Source organism: Mycobacterium sp. 1165196.3 (genome assembly GCF_001673415.1).
Classification (GTDB): Bacteria; Actinomycetota; Actinomycetes; order Mycobacteriales; family Mycobacteriaceae; genus Mycobacterium; species Mycobacterium europaeum_A.
Map to the genome: position 1 here is coordinate 1 of NZ_LZLU01000064.1, position 23,945 is coordinate 23,945.

Annotated in this window: 7 protein-coding genes, 1 pseudogene and 1 riboswitch; of the genes and pseudogenes, 2 read left to right on the forward strand and 6 right to left on the reverse strand. The window is 70.0% G+C overall.

Going from position 1 to position 23,945, the window contains the following annotated elements:
* Positions 1–217 (forward strand): annotated as a pseudogene (locus A5659_RS06500) (L-asparaginase); the annotation flags it as partial.
* Here A5659_RS06500 and A5659_RS06505 read toward each other — a convergent pair.
* Complete coding sequence (locus tag A5659_RS06505) at positions 182–1,585, reverse strand: DNA polymerase IV (protein WP_197497938.1); 1,404 nt, start codon at positions 1,583–1,585, stop codon at positions 182–184. The pseudogene A5659_RS06500 and the gene A5659_RS06505 sit on opposite strands and share 36 nt — an antisense overlap.
* Before the next feature lie 66 nt (positions 1,586–1,651).
* Between A5659_RS06505 and A5659_RS06510 the strand changes: the two genes are divergently transcribed.
* Positions 1,652–2,173, forward strand: coding sequence for a hypothetical protein (locus tag A5659_RS06510; RefSeq protein ID WP_082972059.1), 522 nt, complete (start codon positions 1,652–1,654; stop codon positions 2,171–2,173).
* Positions 2,174–2,209: 36 nt separating this feature from the next.
* Here A5659_RS06510 and ileS read toward each other — a convergent pair whose 3' ends face one another.
* The 5 genes from ileS to A5659_RS06535 form a co-directional block, all read right to left on the reverse strand.
* Positions 2,210–5,329: an isoleucine--tRNA ligase gene (gene ileS, locus A5659_RS06515; protein ID WP_066871303.1), complete on the reverse strand. Its 3,120-nt coding sequence runs from the start codon at positions 5,327–5,329 to the stop codon at positions 2,210–2,212.
* A 326-nt stretch (positions 5,330–5,655) separates the two neighbouring features.
* Complete coding sequence (locus A5659_RS06520; protein WP_067179900.1) at positions 5,656–5,907, reverse strand: Rv1535 family protein; 252 nt, start codon at positions 5,905–5,907, stop codon at positions 5,656–5,658.
* A 286-nt stretch (positions 5,908–6,193) separates the two neighbouring features.
* Positions 6,194–6,379, reverse strand: a riboswitch (M-box (ykoK) riboswitch).
* Positions 6,380–6,515: 136 nt separating this feature from the next.
* The gene (locus A5659_RS06525) at positions 6,516–7,640 is read right to left on the reverse strand and encodes a nitronate monooxygenase family protein (protein WP_066871288.1); all 1,125 of its coding nucleotides are present in this window, start codon (positions 7,638–7,640) and stop codon (positions 6,516–6,518) included.
* Positions 7,641–7,715: 75 nt separating this feature from the next.
* A complete protein-coding gene (locus tag A5659_RS06530) occupies positions 7,716–8,285 on the reverse strand; it encodes a carboxymuconolactone decarboxylase family protein (protein ID WP_066871291.1) in 570 nt (189 codons plus the stop codon).
* Positions 8,286–8,405: 120 nt separating this feature from the next.
* Positions 8,406–23,945 (reverse strand): non-ribosomal peptide synthetase (locus tag A5659_RS06535; protein ID WP_067179896.1); only part of this gene is annotated, 15,540 nt, incomplete at its 5' end.

Consider the following 23,945-nt stretch of genomic DNA (forward strand, 5'->3'; position numbering starts at 1 on the left):
CGCGGTGCGCCGGCACTGCGGCGACGGCGTGGTGGTCGCGGTGTCCACCCGCGTGCCCGACGGTCGGGTCGGGGCCAGCTACGGCCCCGGCCATGACATGGCCGCCGCCGGGGCGGTGCTGGTGCCGCGGCTGCGGCCGCCCCAGGCGCGGGTGCTGCTGATCGCCGCGCTGGCCGCGCAGCTACCCGCGGCCGACGTCATCGCCCGGTGGGGCTGACACCGCTCGGAGTTCGGCGGCCTGCAGGCCCCCGACGTAATCGGGCCAATCCAGGGAATCGACCGGGTTCGCGCGCACCAGGTCCCCGTCGTCGGCGGGGAACGTGCGGGCCGGGCCGGGTCCGGAGGTGCGGGTTTCGAACCGCGCGGTGACCACGCCGTGGCCGGCGCCCTGCACCCAGCCGTGCCCGAGGTCGCGGTGTGCCACGTCGTCTCCGACCCGCCACCCCGCATCGTCTGCTGTCTGGGGCCCGGGCCCATACATGGCCTCGGTCGCGGTTTCCACCGACGCCGAATCCTGTTGCGGTTCAGGCACTTCCAAGTCCGGGAACAGCGATTCCTGCCGCACGTCGCTCAGCCCCGAAAAGCCCACGCCGAGCAGGCGAATGGGCCCGATCTCGCGCGGATCCAGCAGCAGCCGGCGGGCCAGACCGAGCAGCGCCGCGACCTCGGTGGTGGCGTAAGGCAGCGTCGCCGACCGTGTCAAGGTGCTCATGTCGGACTTCTTCAGCTTGACCGTTACGGTGCGCGCGCCGCGACCGTCGCGCAGCAGGCGCTGATGGGCGTGCTCGGCGATCGGCTCGATGGCCTCGCGCAACTGCTCCAGGCTGGTCAGGTCGACGGCGAAGGTCGATTCGGAGCTGATCTGCTTGGCCTCGGCGCGCTCGGCGACCGGGCGGTCGTCGATGCCGCGGGCCAGCCGGTGCAGCGCCGGCCCGATCGTGGCGCCCAGGATGTTGGCCGCCTCGGCCTCGGTCAGCGCGGCCAGCTCGCCGATGGTCTCGATGCCGAGGCGATGCAACCGCTCCTCGGCGACCGGCCCGATCCCCCACAGCCGGCGCACCGGCAGCCCGCCCAGCAGCAGGCGTTCCTCGGCGCGGCGCACCACCCGGACCCCGTCGGGCTTGGCCAGTCCGGAGGCGATCTTGGCGATCTGCTTGCCCGACCCGGCGCCCACCGAGGCGATCAGCCCGGTGTGGTCGCGGACCCGTCGGCGCAGGTCCTCGCAGAACGCCTCGACGTCTTCGGCGGACGCCCCGGCGAGCTGGGCGGGTTCACCGAACCCCTCGTCGAAGGACAACTGCTCGACCACGGGCACCACGGCGCGGATGGTGTCGAACACCCGGCGGCTGGCCAGCCCGTAGACCACGCCGCGCGGCGGCAGCACCACCGCGCTTACGCCGACCAGCCGGCGGGCCTGGTGCATGGGCATGGCCGAGCGCGCCCCGAACACGCGCGCCTCGTAGCTGGCCCCGGCCACCACGCCGCGCCCGCCCAGTCCGCCGACCAGCACGGGGCGCCCACGCAGCGTCGGGCGGGTGAGTTGCTCGACGGAGGCGAAGAACGCATCCATGTCCAGGTGCAGCACCCACCGCGACTCCACCCGATCGATGCTATTGCCCCCACGACGGGCCAGGTGAACTACCGTTTTGTCATGGCCACCGAGTCCGGCGCTGCGGCTGTTCCGCACGGGGACGCGTCGCCCTCGACGCGATGGGCGCGGCTGCGCCACCAATGGAACGAGCGCCTGCAACCCGGGGAGCAGGCCACCGTGCTGGCCTGGGCCTCGTTCACCCTCACCTTCGCCGGCCTGCGCGGCCTCACCCACTGGATCCGGGCCGGGCATGGCCCCTCCGGTGGCGGAGTGTCGTTGGGCGGCAAGCACTTCCACCACTACAACATCGGCATCGGCATGCTGGCCACGGTGGCCGGCATCGGGCTGCGCGGCAGCGACAAGCAACGCCAGCACCCCGCGGCGGCGGTGGCCTACGGCGCGGCCAACGCGATGATCGTCGACGAACTGGCGCTGCTGTTGGATCTCAAGGACGTCTATTGGGCTTCGGATGGTCGCAAGAGCGTCGACGTGGCGGTCGGCGTGATCGCTACCGGGGCGACGGTCGCCGTTGGCATGCCGTTCTGGCCGCACGCCCACCGGGCGCTGCGATCGAGGAACTGACCGCTTCCGGTGCGCTCGCGGCCGACCGCGGCGGGCTCAGGCCTTGGCGATGCGCACCCGCACGCCGTCGCCGATCTCGGCGCCGTCGGCCGGGTCGCCGAATTCGAAGCTGGTGGCCAGGATCTCACCCGCGATGAGGTCGCGGTGGGTTCGCGCCCAGTCGGCCCGCTCGTCCGGTACCGCCATGACCACCGAAATCCGGTCGGACACATCCAAACCCGTCGATTTGCGCAGCTCCTGCAATTCGCGGATCCGGTCCTTGGCCCAGCCTTCGGCCTCGAGCTCGGAGGTCACCGTGCCGTCCAGGACCACCAGGCCCGCGCCGTCGGGCAGGGCCGCGGTGAATTCCGGGTCGGCGGCGACCAGTCGTGAGCTGTATTCCTCGGGTTGCAGCACCGCGGGACCCGCGGTCAGGGTGCCGTCGGGATTGACGACGCCCTCCCCCGCCTTGACCGCCTTGATGGCGGCTTGCACGTCCTTGCCCAGCCGGGGCCCGGCCACCCGCGCGTTGACGGTGAGCTCGAAGCGGCCGTAGGTGTCGATCGCGTCGGTCAGCTCGACGCTCTTGACGTTGAGTTCGTCGGCGATGAGGTCGACGAACGGCTCCAGCCGCTGCGGATCCGCCACGGCCACGGTGAGTTTCGGCAACGGCAACCGCACCCGCAGTTTCTTGGCCTTGCGCAGCGAGGACGCGGCCGAACAGACGTCGCGGACCTGATCCATCGCGGCGACCAGGTCGCGGTCGGCGGGCACGTCGCCGGCCTGCGGCCAATCGGTCAGGTGCACCGACCGCTGCGCCGTCAGGCCGCGCCAGACGATCTCGGTCACCGAGGGCAGCAACGGCGCGGCCAGCCGCGCGGTCACCTCCAGCACGGTGTGCAGGGTGTCGATGGCGTCGGCGTCCTCTTCCCAGAACCGCGAACGCGACCGCCGCACATACCAGTTCGTCAGCGCCTCGGTGAACTGGCGCAGCTGCTCGCAGGCCCGCGAGATGTCACAGGTGTCCATCTCATGCGTCAGATCGTCGCGCAGCTCGGCGAGCTTGGCCAGGATGTAGCGGTCCAGCACCTGCGTCGAATCGGTGCGCCAGGTACCGACTTTGGGCGCGTAGAGGGCCAGGAAGCTGTAGGCGTTCCAGAACGGCAGCAGCACCTGGCGCACGCCCTCGCGGATACCCTGTTCCGTCACGATCAGGTTGCCACCGCGCAGGATCGGCGAGGCCATCAGGAACCAGCGCATGGCGTCGGAGCCGTCGCGGTCGAACACCTCGGACACGTCCGGGTAGTTGCGCAGCGACTTGCTCATCTTCTGGCCGTCGGAGCCCAGCACGATGCCATGTGCCACACAGGTTTTGAAGGCCGGCCGATCGAAGAGCGCGGTGGCCAGCACGTGCAGGGTGTAGAACCAGCCGCGGGTCTGCCCGATGTATTCGACGATGAAGTCGCCCGGGTAATGACCGTCGAACCAGTCGCGATTCTCGAACGGGTAGTGCACCTGGGCATAGGGCATCGAACCCGAGTCGAACCACACGTCGAGCACGTCGGGGATGCGCCGCATCGTGCTGGCCCCGGTCGGGTCGTCGGGGTTGGGCCGGGTCAGCTCGTCGATGAACGGCCGGTGCAGATTGGTGGGGCGCACCCCGAAGTCGCGTTCGAGTTCGTCGAGGCTGCCGTAGACGTCGATCCTCGGGTAGGCGGGGTCGTCGGACTTCCACACCGGAATCGGGGTGCCCCAGTAGCGGTTTCGCGAGATCGACCAGTCACGGGCGCCCTGCAGCCACTTGCCGAACTGGCCGTCCTTGACGTGCTCGGGATACCAGGTGATCTGTTGGTTGAGCTCGACCATGCGGTCCCGAAATTCGGTGACCGCGACGAACCATGACGACACCGCCCGGTAGATCAGCGGATTGCGGCATCGCCAGCAGTGCGGGTAGGGGTGCTCGTAGGTTTCGTGGCGCAGCAGCACCGCCCCGTTGGCCGCGGCCGGGCCGCTGCCGTTCTTCAGGTCGCGGATGATGTGCGGGTTGGCGTCAAAGACGTGCTGCCCCTGGTAATCCGGGACTGTGGCGTCGAACCGCCCCCTGGAGTCGACCGGCGTGACCGGGACGATGCCGACCTTGTCGGTGGTGACCATGTCGTCCTCGCCGTAGGCCGGCGCCATGTGCACGATGCCGGTGCCGTCCTCGGTGGTGACGAACTCGCCGGGCAGCACCTGAAATGCCTTGGCCGTGTCCATGAAATACGGGAACGGCGGCAGGTACCGCGTGCCGAGCAGGTCGGCGCCGACATAAGTGGCCAGGATCTCGGGTTCGTCCCCCAGCTCGCGGGCGTAGGCGGCCAGCCGCGGCTCCGCGAGCACGAAACGCTTGCCCTGCGACCGGACTTCGACGTAGGTCACCTCGGGATTGACCGCGACGGCGAGGTTGGACGGCAGGGTCCACGGTGTCGTCGTCCAGATCAACAGATGTGCCCCGTCCAGCGGGCCACCGACCACCGTGAATCCCACCGTCAGGGCGGGATCCTGGCGGCTCTGGTACACGTCGTCGTCCATCCGCAATTCGTGGTTGGACAGCGGGGTTTCGTCGCGCCAGCAATACGGCAACACCCGGTAGCCCTCGTAGGCCAGGCCCTTGTCCCAGAGTTGTTTGAACGCCCAGATCACCGACTCCATGTAGGGCAGATCCAGCGTCTTGTAGTCGTTGTCGAAGTCGACCCAGCGCGCCTGGCGGGTGACGTAGGCCTGCCACTCGTCGGTGTAGCGCAGCACCGAGGCGCGGCAGGCGTCGTTGAACGCCGCGATGCCCATGTCGTCGATCTGCGATTTGTCGGTGATCCCGAGCTGGCGCTCGACCTCGAGTTCGGCGGGCAGCCCGTGGGTGTCCCAGCCGAAGCGGCGCTCCACCTTGTAGCCGCGCATGGTGCGGTACCGCGGGACGATGTCCTTGACGTAGCCGGTGAGCAGGTGACCGTAGTGCGGCAGCCCGTTGGCGAACGGCGGCCCGTCGTAGAACACGTATTCCGGTGCGCCGTCGCGGCGGGCGATGCTGGCCCGGAAGGTGTTGTCGCGGGCCCAGTAGTCGAGCACCTCGAGCTCGAGCGCCGGGAAGTCCGGCGCTCCTGGCTTCGGGTAGGCCTGAACCTCAGCGTTGTCGGTCACGATGCGCGTTGTCTCCTGTGCCACGGTGCAAACCGGGGACGACGACGCGCTGGCTGCGCGAGCGCCGCGGTACCACCCCGCTTGCCGCGCTTTCGCGTGGCCACTCGATGACGGCTGTGACGGGCCTACCCGTTCGGTTCTACTGGGCCACGACGGCTGTTCTTCCGAAGGCTCCCCGGTGATGGCCGGATCGATGCCAGTAAGACGATTCTACGAAGACCCGCAAATCCGGGTGCACTCCAAGGGGTCGCCAAGGCGCAGAACTACGTCTGCGACCAGGCGACCCCTTGGAGCCCGAGTTGCTCGACGTCCATCGGAGTTCGGCTTCAGGCCCGGACTTCGAGGACGCCGACGCGCCACAGCGCGGCGTACACGTGACGCAGCGGCACGCTCAGCAGCCGAGCGGCGCCGTCCACCAGCGGGTCGCTACCGGCGCCGAACGGCGGGGTGTCGGCGCGGCGGCGGCCCTTGGCCACGGGCGCCTGCGCGATGGCCGGAACGGTGTCGGTGTCGCGCACCACGGTCAGCGTGCGCGCGGGCGCTACGGTCACCACTTGGTCGTAGAGAACTGCGGTCATCATCGCCTCCTAGAGGGGAGATCCAACGGGGATTGATTGGACTGACGTGTCCCGCCCCGCGTCGGTTCCGATCTCGAGAACGCTTGGCCGATAACCACTTAGCGTTGCGACGACTCAGCCGAGCAGGTCGCGCCGGAGACCGGATGGGGACGAAACACAGTTCGGACTTCGATCCGGACTATCGCTAGAACGCATCTGTCCCTCACCTCCTCGCGGTCACGACGCACGCGCGGTTCGCGTGCGATCTATGCGCAGCAAAGGAGCAGAACCCGACGACCGCCGGAGATCCGCACCCCTCTCGTCAGAGCTTCGGCACCACACGACGTGTCCTGGCCTGGACAAACAATCCGAGCCGGAAGCCACCTGGGCTCAACCCTTAAGCCGGGAGGAGCTGTCCTGACCCGGGGCGTCTTTCGACGTTCGGGGTCAGTGGCCTGTATTCGTGTAGACGCCTCACCTAACGAGGTGCATACCCGACCGATAATGCACGACGGGTATGACGCGGTCAAATCCCTGGATGGCGAGTCGGGGATTCTGTGCGGATTCCTGCGGCGAGCACCCAGCATCCGGTCAGGTTTGCGACCCTGACCTGGACAAACGACTCGGGATCACTTGTCGACCAGGCCCTCGAGCCGGCCGATCGTGTCGATGAATTCCTCGACCATGTCGAGCACCACCGAGCGCGTCGGGCGGACCCGGTCGAGCGAGCCGACCACCTGCCCGACGAAGTAGGTGGCGAGCTCACGCGCCTTGGCGCCCGCCTGCGCGGCGGCGGCGTTGATGCGCACCTGCGGCTCGGTGACCAGGGCGGTCTGCAGCGGCATGCCCAGCGGGTCGGGGTTTTCCGGCCGCTCCCACTCGTCGGTCCAGGCGGTGCGCAGCATCCGCGCCGGCTTGCCCGTCATCGAGCGCGACCGGACGGTGTCCGACGAGCTGGCGGCCAGGAACTTCTCCTTGACCACGGGCACGGTCTCGGCCTCTTCGGTGGTCAGCCACACCGAGCCGCACCACACGCCCTCCGCGCCCAGGGCCAGCGCCGCCGCGATCTGGCGACCGCGGGCGATCCCTCCGGCGGCCAGGACGGGCACCGGCGCCACGGCGTCGACGACCTCGGGCACCAGGACCATGGTCGCCACCTCACCGGTATGACCGCCGGCCTCGGTGCCTTGCGCGACGATCAGGTCGACGCCCGCGTCGGCGTGCCGCTGCGCGTGCCGGGTGGTGCCGGCCAGCGCGGCCACCAGCACGTCGCGGTCGTGCGCGCGCTGGACGAGGTCCGCTGGGGGCGGCCCGAGCGCGCTGGCGATCAGCCGGATGTTGTTGGAGAAGGCGACGTCGAGCAGCGGCTCGTAGGTCTTCGGCGAGATGTTCAGGCCGCCGAGGGAGCGGCGCGGCTCCGCGGCGGGCGCGGTGACCCCGTAGCGGGCCAGCAGGTCGTCGACGAAGGCGCGGTGCTCGTCGGGCAACAGGGTGCGAGCCTGGCTGGTGTCGATGCCGCCCTGCTCGGCGCCGACGTATTTGGGCGGTAACAACAGGTCGACCCCGTAGGGCTTGCCCCCGGTCCGCTCCTCGATCCAGGCCAGCTCGCTCTGTAGCCGCTGCGGGCTGTGCGCGGTGGCGCCCAGGATCCCGAAGCCCCCGGCGTTGGTCACCGCGGCCACCACGTCACGGCAGTGGCTGAAGGCGCAGATCGGGAATTCGACTCCGAGCATCTCGGCGACCCTGGTTCTCATCGCCCGACGCTAAAAGCTATCGATTGCGAAGTCAATCGGCCACGGGGAGTGGGCAACTCAGGTGCGCGATCGCCCCTAAGCCCGGGGCGACCGGCCGTCCGGCGGCCAGCTCGCCACGCCCTCCTCCAGCGGCACCTCCAGGCTCTGCAGGATCGAGGCGACCATCCGCCAGGCCCCGATGACCGTGACCAGTTCGACGAGAACCGTTGTGTCACCGCAGAATTCGCGCTCACATGCCGCCCAGTTCGCGGCGCTCACCGCGCCGTCGCGCACCACGTCGTCGGTGGCGGCGAGCACGGCCCGCTCGACGACCCCGAACCCGGCGTGGTTCTGCCAATCCCGCACGCCCAGCAGATCATCGGCCGGCACGCCGAGCCGCGATGCGACGCGCCAGTGCTGAGTCCACTCGTAATCGCAGCCGGTGAGCCAGCCGATCCGCATGATCACCAACTCGCGCAACCGCGAATCGAGGGCGCCGTGCCAGAGCATGGTGGCGAGCAGGTCGTTGATGCCGCGCGCCAGCGGCGGATGGTTGAGCAGCACCTGAAAGATGCTGAGTTCGGCCATGTAGTTGGGGACGGCCGCCTCGTCGGCCGCGGCCTTGGCTTCGTCGAGTGGCAGTTGAGGCAGGCGCGCTGTTGTCATCGGATGAGCACTCCTCCGTGCGGGCGGGACCGTCGGGTTCTCCCGTCATGGTAGCCAGCCGACGCCGCGGCGACGACGGGTTTGATCGCGGCAGCGAAAACCCCTATCAGCCAAAGGATTTCAGAGCAGACCGAGCAGCTTCAGGTCGGTCACGTATTTGACGATCACCGACGGGCTGATCTGCGGAATGTCGTTATCGGGACCGATCTTGGCTTCCTGCACCGCGGCGCGGAAACGCTCCGTCGGCCCCAGGCACCCGCGGGCGGGATCCGCCGGCGGCACGTGCAAGGCGTTGCGCAGCTGCAACAGTTGCAGCACCGACTGGTGGCGCTGCCGCTCGGGCAGGGCGTGCAGGGCGGTCTCCATCCGCTGCAGCCATTCGGTGAAGTCGTCGACCCGCTCGATCGGGTAGCCGGCCTCGATGAGCCAGTCGACGTACTCGTCGAGGCCGATGCCGTCGTCGTGCGGATTCATCACGTGGTAGGTCTCGAACCCGTCCATCACCTGGGCGCCCAGCGTGGCGATCGCCTCGGCGACGAACTCGACCGGCAGCGCGTCGAAGTGCGCGCGTTGCCGGTTGCCGTCGGCGTCGAGCGCATAGAACGAGCGCGGCGCGACGCCACTGGCCACCACGCTGTGCACCATCCGGGTGAACATGTCCGACAGGTTCAGCTGGCCCCGATAGGTGGTGGCGGCCAGGATCATGTCGCAGCGGAACACCGAAACCGGCAGCCCGCACAGGTCGTTGGCCTCGCGCAGCAGCACCTCGCCCGCCCACTTGCTGTTGCCGTAGCCGTTGCCGTAACTGCCGTCGACGGTGCGAATCGGGCCAGCCGTCCGGACGTCGGCGTCCTCGGTGAACGCCGCCGGCTCGATTTGGTCACCGACGTTGGCCGTCGACACGTAGGTGTACGGCTTGAGTTTGGTGGTGACCGCCAGCCGGATCAGCTCGGCGGTGCCCGCGACGTTGGGGGTGAACAGCTCGCTGTAGGGCAGCACGCCGTTGACGACGGCCGCGCAGTCCACGATCAGATCGACGGTGTCGGCCAGCCGCTGCCAGGTCGGTTCGTCCACGCCGAGGTTCGCGCGACCCTTGTCACCGGCGATCACCTCGAGATGGTCGTCGGCGAGTTCGTGGAAATACCGCAGCAGCGCCGGATCGCCGCTGTCGAAGGTCTTTTCGAGCCGGCGGCGCGCGTCCTCGTCGGAGGCGGCCCGCACCAGGCAGATCAGCTTTCCGTCCGCCAGTTCCAGCCGTTCCAGCCACTGCAGCACCAGGTAGCGACCGAGGAAGCCGGTGGCCCCGGTCAGCAGGACCGTGCGCAGGTCGCCGCGCGGGGCCGGCAGCGCCGGCGCGGTCGACAGCGTCGGGGCGTCGATGAACTTGTCCAGCGTCAGGTCGCTGGCGTACACCTCGGTCGCGTCGCGGCCGTGCACGGACGCGAAGTCGGCGCGAAGACCCTCTGCCGCACCGTGTTCGGCGTTGAGCTGCTGGCTCAGGGCGCGCACCGACGGCGCCTCGAAGACGGCGCGCACCGGCAGGTGGACATCGAGGGCGTTGTAGATCGCGGCGACCAGGCGCATGGCCGACAGCGAATCCCCACCCAGGTCGAAGAACGATTCGGAGACCCCGACCCGCTCCAAGCCGAGCACCTGGGCGTACAGCCAGGCCAGGATCTCCTCCACGGCGGTGGCCGGGGCCAGGTAGTCCTCGGTGCCGTAGTCGGGCGCCGGCAGCGAGCGGATGTCGAGCTTGCCGCTCGGTGTCAACGGGAGTGCCGGCAACACCACCACCGCGGACGGCACCATGTAGGCGGGCAGGCGCTCGGCCAGCACCGTGCGGATCTCTGCCGGGTTGGCCGTGCCGGTGATGTACCCCACCAGCCGCTTGTCGCCCGGGCGGTCCTCGCGGGCGATCACCAGCGCCCGCTCCACGCCGGCCAGCCCGGCCAGCGCGGCCTGGATCTCGCCGAGTTCGATGCGGTAGCCGCGGATCTTGACCTGCTCGTCGGCGCGCCCGACATACCGGAGCTGCCCGTCCGCGCCCCACCAGGCCAGGTCCCCGGTGCGATACATGCGCGCCCCCGTCCCGCCGAACGGGCAGGCCACGAACCGCGACGCGGTCAGGCCGGCCCGGCCCAGGTAGCCGGTCGACACGCCGGCACCGGCCACATACAACTCGCCGGCCACACCCGCGGGCACCGGCCGCAGGCACCCGTCGAGCACGAACAACGCGGCGCCCGCCACCGGCGAACCGATCGGCGGCGCCTCGGGTCCCGGGGCGAGCGGGGCGCTGACGGCCGCGACGATCGTGATCTCGGTGGGGCCGTAGACGTTGACCATCACGCGTCCGGCCGCCCAGCGGTCCACCACTTCGACGGGGCAGGCTTCGCCCGCGACGGCCAGCACCGTCGACTCCAGCCCCTCCGTGCCGAGCATCCCCACCTCGGACGGCGTTTGGGTCAGCATGTCGACGCGTTCGGCGACGAGCAAGGCGTGCAGGTCTTTCGGCGAGCGCACCACCTCGTCGGGCACCACCAGCACCCGTCCGCCGTGCAGCAGCGCACCGAAGATCTCCCACACCGAGAAGTCGAAAGCCAGCGAGTGGCATTGGCTCCACACCTTCCCCGGCGCCGCGGGCAGGCCGGCGGCGCCCAGCGAGGCGAACAGCTGGGTGGCGTTGCCGTGGGTCACGGCCACCCCCTTGGGGACACCGGTGGTGCCCGAGGTGTAGATCGTGTAGGCGACGCCCTGCGGCGCCGGTGCTGGCAGCGGCGTCGCAGGCTGGCGGTGGACCTCCGGGTCGTCGATGTCGATGACGAGCGGGCCGAGATCTCCCGAGCGCGAACGATACTCGGCGGTGGTGAGCACGACCGTCGGTGCGGCATCGGTGAGCATGAAGTCGATCCGGGCCGCCGGCAGCGCCGGGTCGATCGGCAGGTACGCGGCGCCGGTCTTGAGCACGGCCAGGATCGCGGCGACGGCCCGGGCGGAGCGTTCGACGAGCAGCGCCACGCACTGGCCCGGTCCCGCGCCGTGGTGAACGAGCAAGTGCGCCAACCGGTTCGCGGACTCGTCGAGTTCACGGTAGGTCCACGAACACGATCCGTCGGTGATGGCCACCGCCTCGGGCGCGCGCGCGACATGCTCAGCGAACACCTCCGGGATCGACGCGGGTGGGTGCGCCTCGCGCGTCAGCGCCGTCCGGTTGCCGATCGCATCGAGGCGGGCGTGCTCGTCGGCGCCCAGCACGTCGATCGACGACAACCGCGCGGTGGGGTCGGCGGTGATGGCCGTCAGCACCCGATGCAGCCGGCACACCAGGGCTTCGATGGTGGCGGTGTCGAACACGTCGGTGCGGAACTCCACCGCGCCGCCGATCCCGGCGGGCCGGCCGTCCCGAGTCCAGCGTTCGGCCAGCGACCACGCGAGATCCATTCGCGCGGTGCGGGTCTCTACCGGGACCGGGGTGACCCGGACGTCGCCGAGGCTCAGTTCGGCGGCATCGGTGTTCTGCCAGGCCAGCATGACCTGCACCAGCGGATGATGCGCCAGGCTGCGGGTCGGGTTGAGCCGCTCCACGAGTACCTCGAAGGGCACATCCTGATGTTCGTAGGCGGCCAGGCTGCGCGCGCGCACGTGCGCCAAGACCTCGGCGACGGTGGGGTCACCGGCCAGGTCGACCCGCAGCACCAGGGTGTTGACGAAGAAGCCCACCACGTCGTCCAGGGCCGGATCGCGCCGCCCGGCGATCGGAAAACCCACCGCCACATCCGAACTCGCGCTGATCTTGGCCAGCAACACCGCCAGGGCGGCCTGCACCACCATGAAGCTCGTGGCGTTGTGCGCGTTGGCCACCGCCCGTACCCGCTGCTGCAACTCCGCCGGCCACTCCACCGCCACGCTGGCCCCGCCGAAGTCGGCCACCATCGGGTAGGGCCGATCGGTCGGCAGTTCCAGCCGCTCGGGCATTCCGGCCAGGGTGTGTTCCCAATACCGCAACTGCCCGGCGATCAGGCTGTGCGGGTCCTGCAATTCGCCGAATTGCGCGCGCTGCCACAGTGTGTAGTCGACATACTGCACCGGCAGCGGCGCCCAGCCCGGGGCCTGTCCGGCTACACGGCTGGCATAGGCCTCGCCCAGATCGCGCACCAGCGGCGTCAGCGACCACCCGTCGGCGGCGATGTGATGCAGCACGGCAACCAGCAGATACTCGTTGTCGTCCACCCGAAACAGCAGCGCCCGCAACGGGAGTTCGGTGGCCAACTCGAAGCGGTGGCCGACCACGGTGTCGATGGCCTTGCCCAGCCGGGCGGCCGACCACCCACGCGCATCGCTGATCTGCCATCCGAAGTCGGCCTCCCCCGCCTCGACCACCAGTTGCTGGGGTATGCCCTCGTGCGCCGGGAACAGGGTCCGCAGGCTTTCGTGGCGGGCCACGACGTCGGCTAGCGCGGCGCCGAACGCCGCGTCGTCGAGGCGCCCGTGCAGTTGCAGGGCGATGGCCATGTTGTGCACCGGCGAGGGCCCATGCAATTGGCCGATGAACCACAACCGCGACTGGGCGAACGACAACGGCACCACCGCCGGCCGCGCTGCGGCGACCAGGGGCAGGCGCCCGCCCCCATCGGCGCCCAGGCGGCCCGCCAGACGGCGAATGGTGGGCGCTTCGAACAGGGCCCGCACGCCGAGGTGGACGTCGAGACCGGCGTTGATTTCGGCCACCAGCCGCATGGCCGACAGCGAGTCGCCACCGAGGTCGAAAAAGGAGTCGTCGATCCCGACGCGGTCGACGCCTAGCACGTGGGCGTAGATGTCGGCGATGGTCTGCTCGACGGCGGTGGCCGGGGCGCTGTATTGATCACGGCCGTGATAGTCCGGTGCCGGCAGGGCGCGGACGTCGAGTTTGCCGTTGGGTGTCAACGGTATTGCGTCGACGGCGACCACCGCGGCGGGCACCATGTAGGCCGGTAACCGCTCGGCCAGCCGGGCGCGGGCCTCGGCCGGATCGGCGGTGCCGGTGAGATAGCCGACGAGTCGCTTCTCGCCCGGCCGGTCCTCACGGGCGATCACCGCCGCCTGCTTCACCCCGTCCAATTGGGCGAGGGCGCTGTGTATTTCACCGAGCTCGATCCGATGGCCACGGATCTTGACCTGATCGTCGGCGCGCCCGAGGTAGTGCAGCTGACCGTCCGGGCCCCAACGCATCACGTCCCCGGTGCGATACATGCGCGTCCCGGTGCCGCCGAAGGGGCAGGCCACGAACCGCGACGCCGTCAATCCGGCCCGGCCCAGATAACCGACGGCCACCCCGGACCCGGCCACGTACAGCTCGCCGGGCACACCGGCGGGCACCGCGCACAGCCACGGGTCCAGGACGAAAAACGCCAGGTGCGCCAACGGTTTTCCGATGGGACTGACGTGGCCGTCGATGTCCGCGTCGCAGATCTCCCGACAGGAGGCGTGCACCGTCGTCTCGGTGATGCCGTACATGTTGATCAGCCGCGGGCGGTGCGGGTGGTTGTGCAACCACTTGCCCAGCCGCTGGGGAAGCAGCGCTTCGCCGCCGAACACCACGGTGCGCGGGGTGAACTGATGCGTTGACCGCGACGCGTCGGCGCCCTGTAGCGCGAAGAAGGCCGACGGGGTCTGGCTCAGCGCGCTGACGTCTTCGTCAATCAGCAAGGCCCGCAAGTCTTCCGGTGAGCGCACGACGTCGTCGGGGACGATCAGCAGCCGTCCGCCCGACAGCAGCGCCCCGAAGATCTCCCACACCGAGAAGTCGAAGGCCAGCGAATGGCACTGGCTCCACACTCCGGTCGGCGACGTCAGCCGGCCGTTCATCGAGGCCAGCAGTGCGGTGACGTTGCCGTGGGTGACCGCGACGCCCTTCGGGGTCCCGGTGGTGCCGGAGGTGTAGATGAGGTAGGCGATGTCGGCGGGTTCGGGCGCGGTCAAGGCGCTGCCGGGCCGGGTGTGCACGGCGGCCCCGGCGACGTCGATGATTGCGACGCCGCATCCGTCGAGCCGCGACCGCAGGTTCGTCGTGGTGACGGCGGCGACGGGCGCGGCGTCGGTGAGCATGAATCCGATGCGCTGTTGCGGCATGGCGGGGTCGATCGGCAGGTACGCCGCGCCGGTCTTGAGCACCGCGAGGATGGCGACGACGGCGTGCGCCGAGCGCTCCATCAGGACCGCCACGCATTGCCCGGGTCCGCATCCTTCGTCAATGAGCCGGTGCGCCAACCGGTTCGCGGCCGCGTCGAGCTCGCGATAGCTCATCGACAGGCCGCCCCACGTCAGCGCCACCGCCAGCGGGTCGCGGGCCACCTGAGCGGCGAACAGCGCCGGAATCGAGGACGGCCCGCTGGCCTGCCGCGACAGCGCCGCGCGGTTACCGATGGCGTGGAGGCGCGCGTGCTCGTCGTCGTCGAGCAGATCGATCGACGACAGTCGCCGGGCGGGGTCGGCCGTCATCGCCGCCACCACCCGCCGCAAGCGCTCGATCAGCGTTTGCACGGTGGCGGTGTCGAACACGTCGGTGCGGAATTCCACCGCGCCGCCGATCCCGGCGGGCCGGCCGTCCCGAGTCCAGCGTTCGGCCAGCGACCACGCCACGTCGGTTCGGGCGGTGCGAGTGTCGACCGGCAGCGGGGTGACCCGCAGGTCACCGAGGCTCAGGTCGGTCGGCTCGTGGTTCTGCCAGGCCAGCATGACCTGCACCAGCGGATGATGCGCCAGGCTGCGGGTCGGGTTGAGCCGCTCGACCAGCGCCTCGAAGGGCACGTCCTGGTGCTCGTAGGCGGCCAGGCTGCGCCGGCGAACCTGGGCGAGTAGTTCGGCGATGGTCGGGTCACCGGCCAGGTCGACCCGCAGCACCAGGGTGTTGACGAAGAAGCCCACCACGTCGTCCAGGGCCGGATCGCGCCGCCCGGCGATCGGAAAGCCCACCGCCACATCCGAACTCGCGCTGATCTTGGCCAGCAACAGCGCCAGGGCGGCCTGCACCACCATGAAGCTCGTCGCATTGTGCGCATCGGCCACCGCCCGCACCCGCTGCTGCAACTCCGCCGGCCACTCCACCGCCACGCTGGCCCCGCGATAGTCGGCGACCGCCGGATAGGGCCGATCGGTGGGCAGCTCCAGCCGCTCGGGCAGCCCGGCCAGCGCCCGTTCCCAATACGCCAGTTGCTTCGCGATCGGGCTGTCCGGATCTTCCAGATCGCCGAATCGCGCGCGCTGCCATAGCGTGTAGTCGGCATACTGCGCCGGCAGCGGCGTCCAGTCCGGGGCCTGTCCGGCCGCACGGCTGGCGTAGGACAGCGCCAGATCGCGCACCAGCGGCGGCAGCGAACCCCCGTCCGCGGCGATGTGGTGCACCACGGCCACCAGGACGTGCTCCTCATCACCGAGGCGGAAAAGCTTGGCACACAAGGGTATTTCGGTTGTCAGGTCAAACGGGTGCCGCGCCGTGTGGCGGATGGCGTCCTCCAGGCGGGCGGGTGACCAGCCCGTGGCGTCGACATCTTGCCATGGGACGTCGGCCCGCTCGGGGGGCAACACCACCTGCTGCGGTATGCCCTCGACGGCGGTGAATACCGTGCGCAGGCTCTCGTGGCGTGCCACCACGTCTCGCAGTGCCACCGCGAGCGCGGTGGCGTCCAGGCGTCCGCTCAGCCGCAGCGCCGCGGCCATGTTGTACACCGGTGAGGGGCCGTGCAGCTGGTCGATGAACCACAACCGCGACTGGGCGAACGACAACGGCAGCACCGCCGGCCGTTGGTGCGCCATGAGTCCGTCGAGCCTGCCCCCGCCCGCGCCGACGCGTGCGGCCAACTCGCCAACGGTGGGCGCCTCGAACAACATCCGCACCCCGATGCCGGCGTCCAGCGTGGTGTTGATCGTGGCGATCGCCCGCATCGCCGACAGCGAGTCGCCGCCCAGATCGAAGAACGAATCGTCCACCCCGACCCGCTCGAGCCCCAGCACCCGGGCGTAAATGCCGGCCAGGATTTCCTCGACGGGGGTGGCCGGGGCCCGATACTCACCAGGGGTGTAGTCGGGTGCCGGGAGGGCGCGGGCGTCGATTTTGCCGTTGGGCGTCAACGGCATTGCCTCAATGGCCACCACCGCGGACGGGACCATGTAGGCGGGTAGCCGCGCGGCCAGCTGGGCGCGGATCTCGGCCGGGTCGGCGGTGCCGGTGTGGTAGGCGACGAGCCGCTTCTCGCCCGGCCGGTCCTCACGGGCGATCACCGCCGACTGCGTGACGCCGTCCAATTGCCCTAGGGCGCTGTGTACTTCACCGAGCTCGATGCGATGGCCACGGATCTTGACCTGCCCGTCGGCGCGCCCGGCGTAGCGCAGCCGACCGTCCGCGCCCCAACGGACCAGATCCCCGGTGCGATACATGCGCGTCCCGGTCCCGCCGAACGGGCAGGCTACGAACCGGGATGCGGTCAGACCGGCGCGGCGCGGATAGCCGACGGCCACCCCGGCGCCGGCCACGTACAGCTCGCCGACCACGCCGGCGGCCACCGGCCGCAGCCATGCGTCCAGCACGAACAGCGCGGCCCCGGCCACCGGCGAGCCGAGCGGTGGCGCTCCGGTGTCGACGGCGAGCGGCGCACTGAGCACCACATCCACCGTGGTTTCGGTGGGCCCGTAGGCGTTGATCATCACCCGGCCCGGGGCCCACTGGCCGGCCAATGCGGCCGGGCAGGGTTCGCCGCCGATGATCAGTGCGGTATGCAGACCTTGCGGTGACAGCGCCGCCAGCGCCGATGGGGTTTGGCTGAGCACGGTGACGCTTTCGGCGATCAGCATGGCGTGCAGTTCGTCCGGCGAGCGCGTCACCTGCTCGGGCACGATCACCAGGCGGCTGCCGCCGGCCAGGGCGCCCCAGATTTCCTGGATCGACACGTCGAAGCCGTAGGAATGGCACTGCGACCACACGCCGGCTCCGGGCAGCGCGGCGTGCAGCGATTCCAGGAGTTGGGCGACGTTGCGATGAGTGACGGCAACGCCTTTCGGGACGCCGGTGGTGCCCGAGGTGTAGATGATGTACGCGACGTTGTCGGATGCCGGCGCCGGCAACGCGGTGCCGGAGTGATCGTGGACGGCGGCGGCGTCGATGTCGATGACCGGCAGTCCGGACCCGGCCAGGCGCGAGCGCAGGCCCGTCGTGCTGAGCGCGACGGTCGGTGCGGTGTCATCGATCATGAATCCGATCCGGGCCGGCGGGAGCGCCGGGTCGATGGGCAGGTACGCCGCCCCGGCCTTCAGGGCCGCCAGGATGGCCACGATCGCCTCGGCCGATCGGGAAAACAGCAACGCCACAACATGTCCCGGCCCGATGCCCTGGTCAACCAACAGGTGCGCCAGGCGGTTCGACGCCTCGTCGAGCGCGCGATAGGTCATCGTGCGGCCCTCGCAGGTCACCGCGATCGCGTCGGGCCTGCGGGTCACCTGGGTGGCGAACAGCGCGGGCAGTGACGGCGGTGCGGCCGCGCCCCCGGTCAACGCCGCCCGATTCCCCCAGTCGGCAAGCCGCGCGTGTTCGCCGCCGTCGAGCGCGTCCACGGACAGCAACGGCCGGGCCGGATCGGCGGCCATGGCGACCAGCAGCCGGTGTAACCGCGCGGTCAGCGTGTCGATGTGGGCCGGGTCGAACACGTCGGTGTCGAATTCGACCCGCAGGCGCAGCTCTTCACCGGGCACGGCCTGCAGCGACAGCGGGTAGTGGTTGTAGTCGTGGCTGGTGAATTCGGTGACGGTCAGGTCGTGGACGGCCGACAACGTCGTGGCGTCGACCGGATAGTTCTCGTATACGAGCAAGCTGTCGAACAGCTGGTCATGCCCGGTGATGCGGTGAATCTCGTTGAGCGCCAGGTGCTGGTGCTCGAGGGTGTCGTTGTGGGCACGTTGCAGCTGGCCCAGCAAGTCGGCGACGGTACTCGCCGCGGTGACGCGCGCGCGCACCGGCACGGTGTTGATCAGCAGGCCCACCATGGATTCCGCGCCGGGCAGATCGGCCGGGCGGCCCGAGACGGCGGTGCCGAAGGCGACGTCGCGTTGACCGGTCTGCCACATCAGCAGCTGCGCCCACGCCGCCTGCAGCACGGTGTTGACGGTGGTGCGGCAGGAGCGCGCGAGTTCGCCTAGCGCACTGGTGGTTTCGGCCGTCAATTGCAGGGTCGCCACGGCGCGCGGGCCCAGCCCGATTCGGCCCGCCGGGCCCACCATGGTGGGGGTGTCGAAACCGTCGAGCGCAGCGCGCCAGGCCTGGCGGGCGGCGGCGACGTCCCGATCGGCCAGCCAGGTGACGAACCCGCGGTACGGCAGCGCCGTCGGCAATCGCGAGCCGTAGTAGCAGGCGAAGATCTCTTGCAGCAGGATCGGAAGCGACCAGCCGTCCATCACGATGTGGTGGACGGTGAGGAGGAACCGGTGTTCGTGATCCGCGGTGCGGATCAGCGCGGCCCGCAACGGCGGATCCGCACCGAGCTTTCGCGCCGCGACCCGCTCGGCGGTGCAGAGCCGCTGGACCTGTTCCTCGACGTCGCCGCCCCGGATCTCGACATGCTGATAGGCGAGGTCGGCAGCGCCGGGGATGATCTGCACGGGATCGCCGAAGTCCGAACAGAATCGGGCGGCCAGGTTGGGGTGGCGGGTGACGACGGTATGCAGGGCGCGCTGCAGTCGGTGCGAATCGAGGGCGCCGCGTAGCGTGATGTTCAGCTGGACGGCGTACACGTCGGCGTCGCCCTGGCCGGCGGTCGCATGGAACAGCAGTCCCTGCTGCAGCGGGGTCAGCGGCAGGATATCGGCGACGTCGTATTGCCGCTCGAGTTGGTCGATCTGCTGCTGGCTGAGCCTGGCGGGGGCGATGTCCGACGGGGTCAAGCCGCCGCCGCCGCGCCGGACCAGGGCGCAGATGCCGGCCAGTGCCTCAAACCACAACCGGCTCAGCCGCTTTGCCTCGCGGTGCGTCAGCGCCGAGGGTGCCCACGTCCAGTTCGCCAGCAACTCGGGACCGTCGTCGGTCTCCATGGTGCCCGCATTGAGCTCCAGCGTGTGCGGCAACGGCAGCGCGAGCGCCGCGGCCGCCGCACTCAACGACGGACTGTTCGGGCTCGGCCGCCACAACTCGTCGGACAACCCGGCGGTTCCACCGCCGAGGCGACCCAGATAGTTGAACCCGATGTCCGGATCCGAACCAGCCAGTGCCACTTCGGGATTCAGGTAGCGCAACAGCCCGTAGGTCACACCGTTCGGCAGGGCGCGCAGTTGCTCCTTGGCGTCCTTGATTACCGCGCTCAGCGCGGCGTCACCGGCCCTCACTCGTCCCCAGTCCAGGCCGGGGATGTCCAGGGCGATCGGATGTTTGGTGGTGAACCAGCCCACGGTGCGGGACAGATCGACGTTCGGGCCCAGCTCTTCGCCGCGCCCGTGGCCCTCGATGTCGATGCCGATGGGGTTCGCCGTGCCGGAGAATTCGGCGATCGCCATCCCGAAGGCGATCAGCAGGATGTCCTGCACCCCGGCGTGGAACGCCGCGGGCACCTCTCCCAGCAACGACCGGGTCGTCTCGACGTCCAGCGACGCCGACAACTGCCCCGCGGTCGCGTAGGTGTCCTCGGGCCGCGCCGCCGGCAACAGCGCCGGTGTCTGCTCGATGCGCCGCCAGGCGTCTGCCTGGTCGAGCACCGCCGCGCTGCGGGCGTGGTCGGCCAGCAGCGACGACCACCGGGCGAACGAGGTCCCGCCTGCGGGCAGTTCGATCGGCTGGCCGCTGTGGCGCTGTGCCCAGGCGATGTTGATGTCCTCGACCAGCGTCCGCCAGGACACGGCGTCGACGGCCAGGTGGTGAATGATCAATGCCAATTGGTTTGTCGCGCAGGCCCATACCGCGCTCAGCAGCACGCCGGCGCCGGGGTTCAGTCGGGACCGCGCCTGGCTGAGCGCCGCATCGGAGAGCACGTCCACGGTCCGCAAGCAGGCGCAGGCGTCCACCGCACCCACCTCGGGCACGTGCAGGGACCAGTCGCCCGCGCCGTCGTCGTCGACGCAGAGCCGCAGCATGGGATGCCGGTCCAGCAGTGCCTGCAGCAGCACCGGTATGTCGGCCTGACCCACGCCCGCCGGCGCCGCCAGCACCAGCGTCTGGTTGAACTGCTCGATGGGGCCGTCCATGTTCTGCAGCCACCGCATGATCGGGGTGGCCACCACCGGCCCCGTCCCGTCGTCGGACGCATCGACTGCTGCGGAGACCAGCGTGACGACCCGCGCCAGCCGGGACACCGTCTGTTCCACGAAAACGTCACGCGGCCGACACATTACGCCGGCGGCGCGGGCCCGGGCGACCACCTGCATCGACAGGATGCTGTCGCCGCCCAGGTCGAAGAACGAATCGTCCACGCCGACCCGCTCAAGCCCGAGGGCCTGGGCGTAGATGCTGGCCAGGATCTCCTCGATCGCGTCGGCCGGGGCGCGGTAGGCGTCCGAGCCGTAATTTGGGGCGGGCAGGGCGCGGGTATCGAGTTTGCCGTTGACGGTCAGCGGCAGCGCGTCGAGCGTCACGACGGCGGCCGGCACCATGTAGGCCGGCAACCGCTCGGCGAGCCGCGACCGCACTTCGGTCGGGTCCGCCGTCCCGGTGACATATCCCACCAGCCGCACGGTCGCGGAGTGGTCTTCGCGGGCGATCACCGCGGCCTGCTCGACGCCGTCCAATTCGGTGAGCGCGGAGTGTATTTCACCGAGCTCGATGCGGTAGCCACGGATCTTGACCTGTTCGTCGGCGCGCCCGAGGTACTCGAGCTGCTCGTCGGCGCCCCACCGGACCAGGTCGCCGGTGCGATACATGCGCGCGCCGGGCCCACCGAACGGGCAGGCCACGAACCGCGATGCCGTCAAACCGGCGCGGTCCAGATAACCGATGGCAACCCCACGGCCCGCGATGTACAACTCCCCCACCACGCCGGGCGGCACCGGACGCAACCAGTGGTCCAGCACGAACAGCGCGGCGCCGGGCACCGGCGAACCGATCGGCACCACATCGAGATCCGCCGTCAGCGGCGCGGTCATGGCCGCATACATGGTGGTCTCCGTCGGGCCGTATTGGTTGATCATCACCCGTCCGGGCGCCCACCGATCCATCACCTCGACGGGGCACGGTTCGCCGCCGACGATCAGCGCCACCGATTCCAGGCCGTCGGTCGCCAGTGCCGCCACCGCCGACGGGGTCTGGCTCAACACCTCGACACCTTCGGCAATCAGCAAGGCGCGCAGGTCTTCCGGAGACCGGACCACCTGATCGGGGACGACGACGAGGCGTCCGCCGCGCAGCAGCGGCCCGAAGAGTTCCCATACGGAGAAATCGAAGGCCAGGGAATGACAGTGGCTCCACACCCGCCCCAGACCCAGTTCGGGATCCAGCGACAGCAACAGTTGGGTGACATTGTGGTGGGTTACCGCGACACCCTTGGGGGCGCCCGTGGTCCCCGAGGTGTAAATGACGTACGCGACGTTGTCCGCCGCCGGCGCCGGCAATCCCGTGGTGGGTTGGACGCGCACGGCGGGGTCGTCGATGTCGATGACCGGTCCGCACCGGGGCAGATCCGCGCGGATCTCGGCTGTGCTGATCGTCGCGATCGGTGCGGCATCGGTGAGCATGAATTCGATGCGGGCCGACGGTAGCGCCGGGTCGATCGGTACGTAGGCCGCGCCGGTCTTCAGCACGGCCAGGATCGCCACGATCGCCCCGGCCGACCGGGGCATCGCCACCGCCACCCGCTGGCCGGGGCCCGCGCCGCGGCCAATCAGTATGCGCGCCAACTGGTTAGCCGACGCGTCGACCTCGCGGTAGGTCCACGACCGCCGGCCGCAGGTGATCGCCACCGCCGCGGGCGCGTGAGTCACCTGTTCGTCGAAGAGTGCCGGGATGGACACCGGACCGGTCACCGGCTGGGTCAACACCGCGCGGTTGCCGATCGCATCGAGGCGGTCGCGCTCCGACTCGGCGAGGACGCCGATCGTCGACAGCGCCCGGGCGGGATCGGCGGTCATGGCCGAAAGCACCTGCCGCAGGCGGGCGATCATCGTCTCGATGCTGGGCGCGTCGAAGACGTCGGTGCGGAACTCCACCGTTCCGGTGATGCCGGCGGGCCGGCTGTCCTCTCCCCAATGTTCGGTGAGCGAGAAGACCAGATCCATCCGGGCGACCTGGGTCTCCAGGGGCAGCGGCGTGACCTGTATATCGCCCAGATTCAGGTCGACGGGTTGGTTGTTCTGCCAGGCCAACATCACCTGGACCAGCGGGTGGTGGGCGAGGTCCCGGGTGGGGTTGAGCCGTTCGACGAGCACTTCGAAGGGCACGTCCTGGTGTTCGTAGGCCGCCAGGCTGCGCTGCCGTACCCGGGCCAACAGTTCGGCGACGCTGGGATCGCCGCCGAGGTCTACGCGGAGCACCAGGGTGTTGACGAAGAAACCGACGACGTCGTCCAGGGCCGGGTCGCGCCGGCCCGCGATCGGAAAGCCCACCGCCACATCGGAACTCGCGCTCAGGCTGGACAGCAGCACGGCAAGGCCGGCCTGCACGACCATGAAAATTGTCACGTGATGGGCTCGCGCCAGGTCGGCGATCTGTTGCTGAAGGTCGGCCGGCCACTGCACGGCCACGCCGGCCCCACGGTAATCGGCCACCAAGGGATACGGCCGGTCGGTGGGCAGCTCAACACGTTCCGGTAGCCCAGCCAGGGCTTGTTCCCAGTAGGCGAGCTGCGCGGCGATGGGGCTGTCCGGGTCGTCGAGGTCGCCGAATTGGGCACGCTGCCACAGCGTGTAGTCCACGTATTGGACCGGCAGCGGCGCCCACTGCGGGGCTCGTCCGGACGACCTGCTGGCATAGGCCGTCCCGAGATCACGCACCAGCGGGGCCAGCGACCACCCGTCCGCGGCGATATGGTGTACCACTGCCACCAGGACGTGTTCATCGTCGCCGGTGTGGAAAAGCCATGCCCGCAAGGGCAATTCGCTGGCTAGATCGAAGGTGTAGCGCGCCGCCTCGTGGGTGGCCTCCGCCAGCCAGGAGGCCGGCCACCGGGTGGCGTCGACGACCTGCCAGCCGACCTCGCTGCGCTCGGGCGGGACGACCGCCTGTTGCGGCGTGCCTTCGGGCGCGAGGAACAGGGTCCGCAGGCTTTCGTGGCGGCCCACCACGTCGGCTAGGGCGGCGCTCATCACCTCGGCATCCACCGGCCCGCTCAGCTTCAGGGCGACCGCCATGTTGTACACCGGCGATGGGCCCTGGAACTGGTCGATGAACCACAAGCGCGACTGGGCGAACGACAGGGGCACCAGCGCCGGCCGTTCGGCGGGCACCAAGCGGTCGGTGCGGGCGGCGCCGGCCTGCACGTGGGGCGCGAGTTGAGCGACGGTGGGTGCCTCGAACAGGGATCGGACGGTGAGGTCGGCGTCCAGTTCGGTATTCACGGCCGAGACGAGCCGCATTGCCGAGAGTGAGTCCCCGCCGAGGTGGAAGAAGGAGTCGTCGATTCCGACGCGTTCGACGCCCAGGATGTGGGCGTAGATGCCGGCCAGGATGTCTTCGAGGGCGGTCCGTGGGGCGCGGTAGTTATCGCCCTGGTAGTCCGGGGC

Excerpts from the sequence above, each read along its gene's own strand:
- A5659_RS06510 (WP_082972059.1), top strand. The coding sequence starts at position 1,652 with ATGGCCACCGAGTCCGGCGCTGCGGCTGTTCCGCACGGGGACGCGTCG.
- A5659_RS06520 (WP_067179900.1), bottom strand. The coding sequence starts at position 5,907 with ATGACCGCAGTTCTCTACGACCAAGTGGTGACCGTAGCGCCCGCGCGC.
- A5659_RS06525 (WP_066871288.1), bottom strand. The coding sequence starts at position 7,640 with ATGAGAACCAGGGTCGCCGAGATGCTCGGAGTCGAATTCCCGATCTGC.
- A5659_RS06530 (WP_066871291.1), bottom strand. The coding sequence starts at position 8,285 with ATGACAACAGCGCGCCTGCCTCAACTGCCACTCGACGAAGCCAAGGCC.